The following is an 8,888-nucleotide window of genomic DNA, read 5'->3' as shown; positions in this document are numbered from 1 at the left end:
GCTCTGAACAGTCAGAATCGGGCATTTAGTCCCACCACCCCTTCAAGTCTAACCATACAAGCGGGTTTACCCGCGAAGAATGTGCCACTGTGCATGGCACCGGCTTCGCCGGTGTTCGCGGGTGAACCCGCTCCCACAGGGATCGTGCAAACCCAGGAAACTTGAGCAGGACAGCTACTCCCACAAGGGTGGGCATCAAGCCCTGGGTGGCTCCTTGTCGAACAGCTGGCGGATCACCTCCAGATAACGTCGTGCCCCCAGACCCAAGGGGCGCGGCTTGACCCAGATGATGTCCACCCACAGGCGCAACCGGCTGGCCATGTTGTCGAAGCGCACCTCGGCCAGTGCGCCCGAAGCAATCAACGGTTCAACCAACGGCTGCGGCAGATAGGCCCAACCGAGGCCCGATTGCACCAGGTCCAGCGTGGCCAGGTAGCTGTCGGTCAGCCAGATGCGCCGTGACAGTACCATGCGCGGGTCCGACCCGGTGGCCTTGCCCGAGGCCACGATGATCTGCCGCTGTTCGGCGAAGGCCTCTTCAGGTAACGGCGTGCCGCTGTTCTGCCCGGCCGGATGGCGGGGGGAGGCAACGGCCACCAGTAACTGGCTGCCGGCCTCCAGGAATGACTCGCGCTCGTCGATACCAGGCCGCTCGAAGACCAGCGCCAATTGCACGCTGCCGTCATGCAGCAGGCGGATGGCTTCGGCCTGGGTGGCCGAGCGCACCTCGATTTCCAGGCTGGGAAATTCCTGGGCGAGGATTTCCAGCGGCTGGCTCCAGCGGCCGGTCTGCAGCTCGGGCGCCATGGCGATGGTCAGGCGCTTTTCCAGGCCCTTGTGCAGTTGCAGGGCCTGGGCGTCGAGCAGGTTGAGCTGGCAGATCACCTGCCTGGCCTGGGGCTCCAGCGCCAGGGCGGCGCTGGTGGGCAAGGCTTTGCGCGTGGCCCGGTCGAACAGCACCAGGTCCAGCTCCGCCTCCAGTTGGGCGATAGCCATGCTCACAGCTGAAGGCACACGCCCCAGCTTGCGCGCGGCGGCAGAGAAGGAGCCTGCCTCCAGCACCGCGAGGAAGATTGCCAGGGAATCGCTGGTAAAGGCCATTGTCAGAAAACCTGATGACGAGAAAGCGTTGTGGCCGAAAAGTATGAACACTCCTCGGCCAGCTTCGCAATTCTTTACAGATCCTCGGAGAGCACCCGGTCAATGCAGTCGACAAAGTAGTCCACGCTCGCCCGGGTGGTGCACATTGGTGGCTTGATCTTGAGGATGTTCAGGTAGTCGCCGGTCGGCTGCATGAAGATGCCCAGGTCACGCAGGCGGTTGCACAGGGCCATGGTTTCCTCGGTGGCCGGTTCCAGTGTTGTGCGGTCGCGCACCAGTTCCAGCCCCAGGTAAAAGCCCGAACCATGCGCCGCGCCGGCCAGCGGGTGCTTGTCGACCAGTGCCTGCAGGCGTGCCTTGAAGTAGCGCCCGGTGTCGCGGGCGTTGTCCCACAGGCCTTCTGCCTGCATCACGTCCAGCACCGCCATGCCGATGCGGCAACTCACCGGGCTGCCACCGGCCGAAGAGAAGAAATAGCCCTCGGCTTCCAGTGCTTCGGCGATCTCGCGGCGGGTGATGACCACGCCCAGCGGCTGGCCGTTGCCCATGCCCTTGGCCATGGTGATGATGTCGGGCACCACGCCCTGTTCCTCGAAGCCCCAGAAGTATTCGCCCAGGCGGCCATAACCGACCTGCACCTCGTCGGCGATGCACACGCCGCCACGGGCGCGGACTTTGGCATAAGCCTCGCGCAGGTAGCCGGCCGGCAGCGAAATGCCGCCAGCATTGCCGTACACCGGCTCGCAGATGATGCCCGCCAACTGGCGGCCACGGGCGTCGAGCTCGGTCAGCTTGGCGTCGACGTCGCGCAGGTAGTCGGTGGCGCTGTCGGCGCCACGGAAGCGGCCACGGAAGGTGTTCGGCGCCTCGACCGGGTGCACCCAGTCCGGGCGGGTTTCCAGGGCCTGCGGGTTGTCGGCAATGGAGGTGGAAATGGCATCGGTGGCCACCGACCAGCCGTGGTAGGCCTCCAACACGCTGAGCAGGTCGCGCCCGCCGCTGTAGGCCCAGGCCAGGCGAATCGCCAGGTCGTTGGCTTCGGTACCGCTGTTGACCATGAACACCCGGTCGAAACCGTCGGGCGCCAGCTCCAGCAAGCGTTCGGAGAACTCGCTGATGGCCGCATAGTGGAAGCGCGAGTTGGTGTTCAGCAGCGACCACTGCCGCGCCGATTCGGCGACCATGCGTGGGTGGCCGTGGCCCAGCACCGCGACGTTGTTGAGCATGTCGAGGTACGAACGGCCCTGCATGTCGATCAGGTAGTTGCGCCAGCCGCGTTCGATGTGTGGCGGTTGGACGTAGTAGTGTTTCTGCGAGCGGGCGAAGCTGGCATCGCGGCGGGCCAGCAGGGCCTGTGGATCGGGCAGCGGCTCGGCATCGCAGTCGAAACCCAGCAACGCAGCTGGCGACGGGCACAGGGCCAGCCAGGCGGCGGCCTGGGACGGGGTGGCGAAGAACGGTGGCTGGATGCCGTTATCCAGGCACAGCTGCACACTGAGGAAGCCGCAACTGCTGCCCAGCGATTGGCCTTTTTCCACGGCCTGGCCATCTGCAGGCGCGTCTTCCAGGCCTTGCAGCCACAAGGCCCAGTGCACGCTGCGCAGGCAGCCACGGCCATCGCCATGGTGCTGCCAGGTGCCGGCTTGTGGCGCCTGCACCGGGCTGCCGTTGGGCACATGTAGCTCGACGCCCAAGGCGCAGGTGGCCGGCTCATCGGGGCGGTCGATATGGGTTTGCGACAGGCGATACTGCCCGTGCAGGCTGCAGACCGGGGCCGGTTGCGTGGTCAGTAGGTGCTGGTCGAAGCCCGGTTGCTCCCAGTTGCCCGCCTCGCAATGCACGCTGAGCACGCCCAGGTCGATTCGTGCTACTGGCTGCCCATTCAGCTCGGGAAGCAGGGGCGCGCAGCCGGTCAGGTCAGGCGCGGCAGGTTGCAGGCCGGCAGCTTGCAGGATGGCCGCTTCCATCAGGGCGAAAGGCACTGCGGTGGCGGTGTCGAAGATTTCCCACTCGTGGGCGATGTTGTCACGGGTGTACTGGTTGCCCGGGTCGACGGCGAGCTGCTGCTCGCTGCTCAGCACCAGCACGGCGGCGCGGTTGAGCACCAGCGGCCACAGGGCGTGCAATTCGGCTTCAGTCAGCGGGTTGAGCGCCTGGTAGGCACTGATCGCCGGCAGGATGCGCAGCGGATCGCCTTCGGCGTGGTGCAGCAGCGCCGCGCAGGTTACCGACAGGTCGGCGATGCGCCAGGTGCGCAGCAGGTCACCGAAATCGATCACGCCTTGCAGTTGCCACTGGCGCTGGGCATCACGGGCCCACACGGTGTTGTCGTCGGTGATGTCCAGGTGCACGGCCTGACTTGGCAGTTGACCAACCAGCGGCATCAGACGCTCGCTGGCCTGGCGGGTGGCGTGTTCGATGCGGGCGCGCTGCCCGTTGTCCTGCAGCACCGGCAGCAGGTGGTCGATCAGTGCCTGGGCATGCTGCGGGTCCCATTGCAGGGTGCGTGCAAGGCCTGCGTGATCGAAATTGGCAAGCGCCTTGTCCAGCTTAGCACAGAGCCCGCCCAGTTCTGCCATCAGGCGTGGCTCCATGTACTTGAGGCGGGTCAACGGTTGACCTTCGATGTAATCGAGCAGGCGCAGGCGCAGCGGTTGCGCGTCGATGTCCAGTTCCAGCAATCCCATGCCGTTGTGGGCTGCGCGCACGGCAGGTACCGGCAAACCTTGATCGCGCAGGAAGGCCAGGGCGGCGTGCTGCGCTTCCAGTTCCTGCTGGGCATAGCTGCCGTGGCAGGCCTTCAGCACATAGCCACCCTGCGGCGTACTCACGCGGAAGTTCAGGTCTTGCTGGCTGCCCAGTACCGAAAGGTTGCCGGCAAGGCCGTAGTGGGCCTGCAGCACGGCGTGTGCCTGGGCTTCGCTCAGCGTTGGGCTGGGCTGGCCGGAGCGTTGGATCAGTGTGGCCAGGGCAGGGGAGGCGGACTGGTTCTGTGGGCTGGACATGGGCTCTACCGTTGGTGCTGGGAGTTGACGGTGGAGAATTTATGCCCGATCCGGCTGATGATGGAAGACGATTGTTGTCATAAAAATTGATAACAAGGCTGAATTATAGAAAATCCAATACTCGCGTTGATGCCCTTCTTCGGGCTTGACCTTAGAGCGTACTCCCGGCTTTAGGCTGCAGCTTTAGTTGATTGAGAGGGCAGTGGACATGTGGAGTAACGCGCAGTATCGCAAGCTGGTGCGGGCCAGCGGTATCTATGATCTGGTGGTTACCATCGGCTTTGCGACACCCTGGAGTTTTGCCCTGTTGCATGGGTGGTTGAGTGGGCTGCATGACACGTTTGGGCTGGCAGGTGAAATTCCGCTGTTTGGAGCGATGCAGGTCATGATGGCCAACCTGATGGGGTCGATTGTGTGCGTGTGGGCGTGGTTGCGCATTCGCCACCCTGAGCATCGGTTTGGTCGTTACGATGCGGTGGGGAGGGTGCTGTTTTCGGCGTGGCAGGTGTATGCGCTGGTCAATGGCGCCTCAGCGCTGATCTGGGGTGTCCTGGTGCTGGAAGTGCTGTGGGCTATTGCCCAGTTGGCACCGGTCTCACGAACGCACGGTGTCCCTGTTGCATAAATTGCCGGGGCCGCCTTGCGGCCCTTTCGCGCCACAAGGCCGTTCCCACAGGGTATGCGGACCGCTTGCTAACTCAGTTCTCTATGCGACAGCGCAGCGCAAAGGGCTGGGTGATCTCCCATAGGTACTGTGCAAGTCTCGAAGCCTGTGGTGACTTTGTGGGAGATGGCCCAGCCCTTTGGGCTGCGCTGTCGCATAGAGAACTGAATTCGCAAGCGGTCCGTGCATCCTGTGGGAGCGGCTTTAGCCGCGAAGAATCCAACGCGGTGCATGGCACCGGCTGCGCCGGTGTTCGCGGCTAAAGCCGCTCCCACAGGGGCCCTACTAATTCAACGAGTTATGTGCAGTTCTATGAGAGCGGGCGTGCCCGCGAAAGGGCCGGCCCCGGCAATACATCAACTCAAGCCTCAGTGCAAAGACGCTGCAAGGCTCAAGGCAAGCGTTTGCCTGCACCTACAAAGCATCCACCTCCAGAAACGCCGCCTCCAGCAACTGCCGGGTATACGGATGCTGCGGCGCATGGAAGATCGCCTGCGCATCCCCTTGTTCCACCACATGCCCATGCTTGATCACCATCAACTGGTGGCTCAACGCCCTGACCACCGCCAGGTCATGGCTGATGAACAGGTAGGTCAGATTGTACTTCTGCTGCAGATTGCGCAGCAGTTCCACCACCTGCCGCTGCACCGTGCGGTCCAGCGCCGACGTAGGCTCATCCAGCAGAATCAGCGCCGGTTTCAACACCAACGCCCGGGCTATCGCAATGCGCTGGCGCTGCCCACCGGAAAACTCGTGCGGGTAGCGATGCCGTGTGCGCGGGTCCAGCCCCACTTCCTCCAGGGCCGCAATAATCGCTGCCTCCTGTTCTTGCGCCGTGCCGATGCGGTGAATGCGCAACCCTTCGCCGACAATATCCTCCACACACATGCGAGGGCTGAGGCTGCCGAACGGGTCCTGAAACACCACCTGCATCTCCCGGCGCAACGGGCGCACGGCCTTTTGCTTCAGCCCAGCCAGCTCTTGCCCATGGAAGCGAATGCCGCCCTGGCTGGCGATCAGCCGCAAGATCGCCAAACCCAAAGTCGACTTGCCCGACCCGGACTCGCCGACAATCCCCAGGGTCTGCCCCTGCGGTAGGCTGAAGTTGACCCCGTCCACCGCTTTCACATGGTCGACCGTGCGCCGCAGCAAACCCTTCTTAATCGGGAACCACACCTTGAGGTCATCCACCTCCAGCAATGGCGCGCCCACCGGGTTGTGCGCCGGCAGCCCGCTGGGCTCGGCATTGATCAGCATCTGTGTGTAGTGGTGCTGCGGTGCGCTGAACAGCCTGGCGCATTCGGCCTGCTCGACAATCTGCCCACGCTGCATCACGCACACGCGGTGGGCAATGCGTCGCACCAGGTTCAGGTCGTGGCTGATCAGCAGCAGGGCCATGCCCAAACGCGCCTGTAGTTCCTTCAACAGGTCGAGAATCTTCAACTGCACGGTCACATCCAGCGCCGTGGTCGGTTCATCGGCAATCAGCAGCTCCGGCTCGTTGGCCAATGCCATGGCGATCATCACCCGCTGGCGCTGCCCGCCGGACAGTTCGTGGGGCAGGGCCTTCAGGCGCTTGCGTGGCTCGGGAATGCCGACCATCTCCAGCAGTTCCAGGGTGCGCGCAGTTGCTTCCTTGCCGGTCAGGCCCTTGTGCAGCAGGAGGATTTCGTTGATCTGCTTCTCGATGCAGTGCAACGGGTTCAGCGAGGTCATCGGCTCCTGGAAGATCATCGCGATGCGGTTGCCGCGAATGCGCTGCATGGTCTTCTCGCTCTGTTGCAGCAGGTCCTTGTCTTCGTAGCGGATGCTGCCGCTGGGGTGGCGGGCCAGAGGGTAGGGCAGCAGGCGCAGGAGCGAGTGCGCGGTGACCGATTTGCCCGAGCCACTCTCGCCCACCAGTGCCAGCGTTTCGCCCTTGCGGATATCGAAGCTGATGCCGTCCACCACGCGGTGGGCCTGGTCCCCGGTGACGAACTCCACCGTCAGGTCGCGCACTTCGATCAGGTTCTGTTCACTCATGTCACTTCCTCGGGTCGAAGGCATCGCGGGCGGATTCGCCGATGAACACCAGCAGGCTCAGCATCAGCGCCAGCACGGCGAAGGCGCTGATGCCCAGCCACGGAGCCTGCAGGTTGGACTTGCCCTGGGCCACCAGCTCGCCCAGCGACGGTGCGCCCGGCGGCAGGCCGAAGCCGAGGAAGTCCAGGGCGGTGAGGGTGCCGATGGCGCCGGTGAGAATGAACGGCATGAAGGTCATGGTCGAGATCATGGCGTTGGGCAGGATGTGCCGGTACATGATTGCGCCGTTGCGCATCCCCAACGCGCGGGCGGCGCGCACGTATTCCAGGTTGCGCCCGCGCAGGAACTCGGCGCGCACCACGTCCACCAGGCTCATCCACGAGAACAGCAGCATGATGCCCAGCAGCCACCAGAAGTTGGGCTGCACGAAACTGGCGAGGATGATCAGCAGGTACAGCACCGGCAGGCCCGACCAGACTTCCAGGAAGCGCTGCCCGGCCAGGTCGACCCAGCCGCCATAGAAGCCCTGCAAGGCGCCGGCGATCACGCCGACGATGGAGCTGAGCAGGGTCAGCGTCAGGGCGAACAGCACCGAAATGCGGAAGCCGTAGATCACCCGCGCCAGCACGTCGCGGCCCTGGTCGTCGGTGCCCAGCCAGTTGTCCGCCGAGGGCGGGGCCGGGGCGGGTACGCGCAGGTCGTAGTTGATGCTCTGGTAGCTGAACGGGATCGGCGCCCACAGCACGAAGCTGTCTTTCTTTTCCAGCAGTTCGCGGATGTACGGGCTCTTGTAGTTGGCTTCCAGCGGGAACTCGCCGCCGAAGGTGGTTTCCGGGTAGCGCTTGAACGCCGGGAAGTACCATGCGCCGTCGTAGCGCACGGCAATCGGCTTGTCGTTGGCGATCAGCTCGGCGCCCATGCTCAGGCCGAACAGGATCAGGAACAGCCACAGCGACCACCAGCCACGGCGGTTGGCCTTGAAGCGCTCGAAGCGTCGGCGGTTGAGGGGGGACAAAGCCATGTCAGTGCTCCCGGCTGGCGAAGTCGATGCGTGGATCGACCAAGGTGTAGGTCAGGTCGCCGATCAGTTTCACCACCAGCCCCAGCAGGGTGAAGATGAACAGGGTGCCGAAGACCACCGGGTAGTCACGGTTGATGGCTGCCTCGAAACTCATCAGGCCGAGACCGTCGAGGCTGAAGATCACCTCGATCAGCAAGGAGCCGGTGAAGAAGATGCCGATGAACGCCGAAGGGAAACCGGCAATCACCAGCAGCATGGCGTTGCGGAACACATGGCCGTACAGCACCCGTGGCCGGCTCAGGCCCTTGGCCTTGGCGGTGACCACGTACTGCTTGTTGATCTCGTCGAGGAAGCTGTTCTTGGTCAGCAAGGTCATGGTGGCAAAGTTGCCGATGACCAGCGCGGTGATCGGCAGCACCAGGTGCCAGAAATAGTCGAGCACCTTGCCGGTGGTGCTCAGCTCGTCGAAGTTGTTGGAGGTGAGGCCGCGCAGCGGGAACCAGTCGAAGTAGCTGCCGCCAGCGAACAGCACGATCAGCAAGATGGCGAACAGGAACGCCGGGATGGCGTAGCCGACGATGATCGCCGAGCTGGTCCATACGTCGAAGTGGCTGCCGTGGCGTACGGCCTTGGCGATGCCCAGCGGGATCGACACCAGGTACATGATCAATGTGCTCCACAGCCCCAGCGAGATCGACACCGGCATCTTCTCGATGATCAGGTCGATGACCTTGGCATCGCGGAAGAAGCTGTCGCCGAAGTCCAGCCGGGCGTAGTTCTTGATCATGATCCACAGGCGTTCGGGCGGCGATTTGTCGAAGCCGTACATGCGCTCGATTTCGGCGATCAGCGCCGGGTCCAGGCCTTGGGCACCACGGTAGTTGGAGCCGGCCACGGACACTTCGGCACCGCCACCGGCAATGCGGCTGGTGGCGCCTTCGAAACCTTCGAGCTTGGCGATCATCTGCTCGACCGGGCCGCCGGGGGCGGCCTGGACGATGATGAAGTTGATGATCAGGATGCCGAACAGGGTCGGGATGATCAGCAGCAGGCGGCGCAGGATGTAGGCCAGCAT

The 8,888-nt window shown here is 63.8% G+C and carries 6 protein-coding genes; 1 reads left to right on the top strand and 5 read right to left on the bottom strand.

The annotated features are described in order from the left end of the window. Positions 1-195 precede the first annotated feature (195 nt). Positions 196-1,101, bottom strand: coding sequence for a LysR family transcriptional regulator (locus FQ664_RS19320; protein ID WP_144174148.1), 906 nt, complete (start codon positions 1,099-1,101; stop codon positions 196-198). Between the two features lie 74 nt (positions 1,102-1,175). Further along, positions 1,176-4,106: an aminotransferase gene (locus FQ664_RS19315; RefSeq protein WP_144174146.1), complete on the bottom strand. Its 2,931-nt coding sequence runs from the start codon at positions 4,104-4,106 to the stop codon at positions 1,176-1,178. Between the two features lie 208 nt (positions 4,107-4,314). Here FQ664_RS19315 and FQ664_RS19310 point away from each other — a divergent pair, with 208 nt between their 5' ends. Beyond that, positions 4,315-4,731 carry a hypothetical protein gene (locus tag FQ664_RS19310; protein ID WP_144174167.1) on the top strand — a complete coding sequence of 139 codons (417 nt, stop codon included), beginning with the start codon at positions 4,315-4,317 and terminating at the stop codon, positions 4,729-4,731. 453 nt (positions 4,732-5,184) lie between these two features. On the opposite strand, the gene FQ664_RS19300 is transcribed toward FQ664_RS19310, so the two are convergent. From FQ664_RS19300 to FQ664_RS19290, 3 genes are read right to left on the bottom strand one after another with little or no spacing between them, the layout of a single operon-like run. Further along, positions 5,185-6,792 carry an ABC transporter ATP-binding protein gene (locus tag FQ664_RS19300; RefSeq protein ID WP_144174142.1) on the bottom strand — a complete coding sequence of 536 codons (1,608 nt, stop codon included), beginning with the start codon at positions 6,790-6,792 and terminating at the stop codon, positions 5,185-5,187. Between the two features lies 1 nt (position 6,793). Continuing rightward, positions 6,794-7,813, bottom strand: coding sequence for an ABC transporter permease (locus FQ664_RS19295; protein ID WP_144174140.1), 1,020 nt, complete (start codon positions 7,811-7,813; stop codon positions 6,794-6,796). 1 nt (position 7,814) lies between these two features. After that, on the bottom strand, positions 7,815-8,888 hold the full coding sequence (locus tag FQ664_RS19290; RefSeq protein ID WP_009686399.1) for a microcin C ABC transporter permease YejB: 1,074 nt from the start codon (positions 8,886-8,888) through the stop codon (positions 7,815-7,817).

Origin of the sequence: Pseudomonas persica (assembly GCF_900291015.1) — a bacterium.
Taxonomy (GTDB): domain Bacteria; phylum Pseudomonadota; class Gammaproteobacteria; order Pseudomonadales; family Pseudomonadaceae; genus Aquipseudomonas.
The sequence above is the reverse complement of the archived record's forward strand: the minus strand, read 5'-3'. Positions and strand labels throughout refer to the sequence as shown.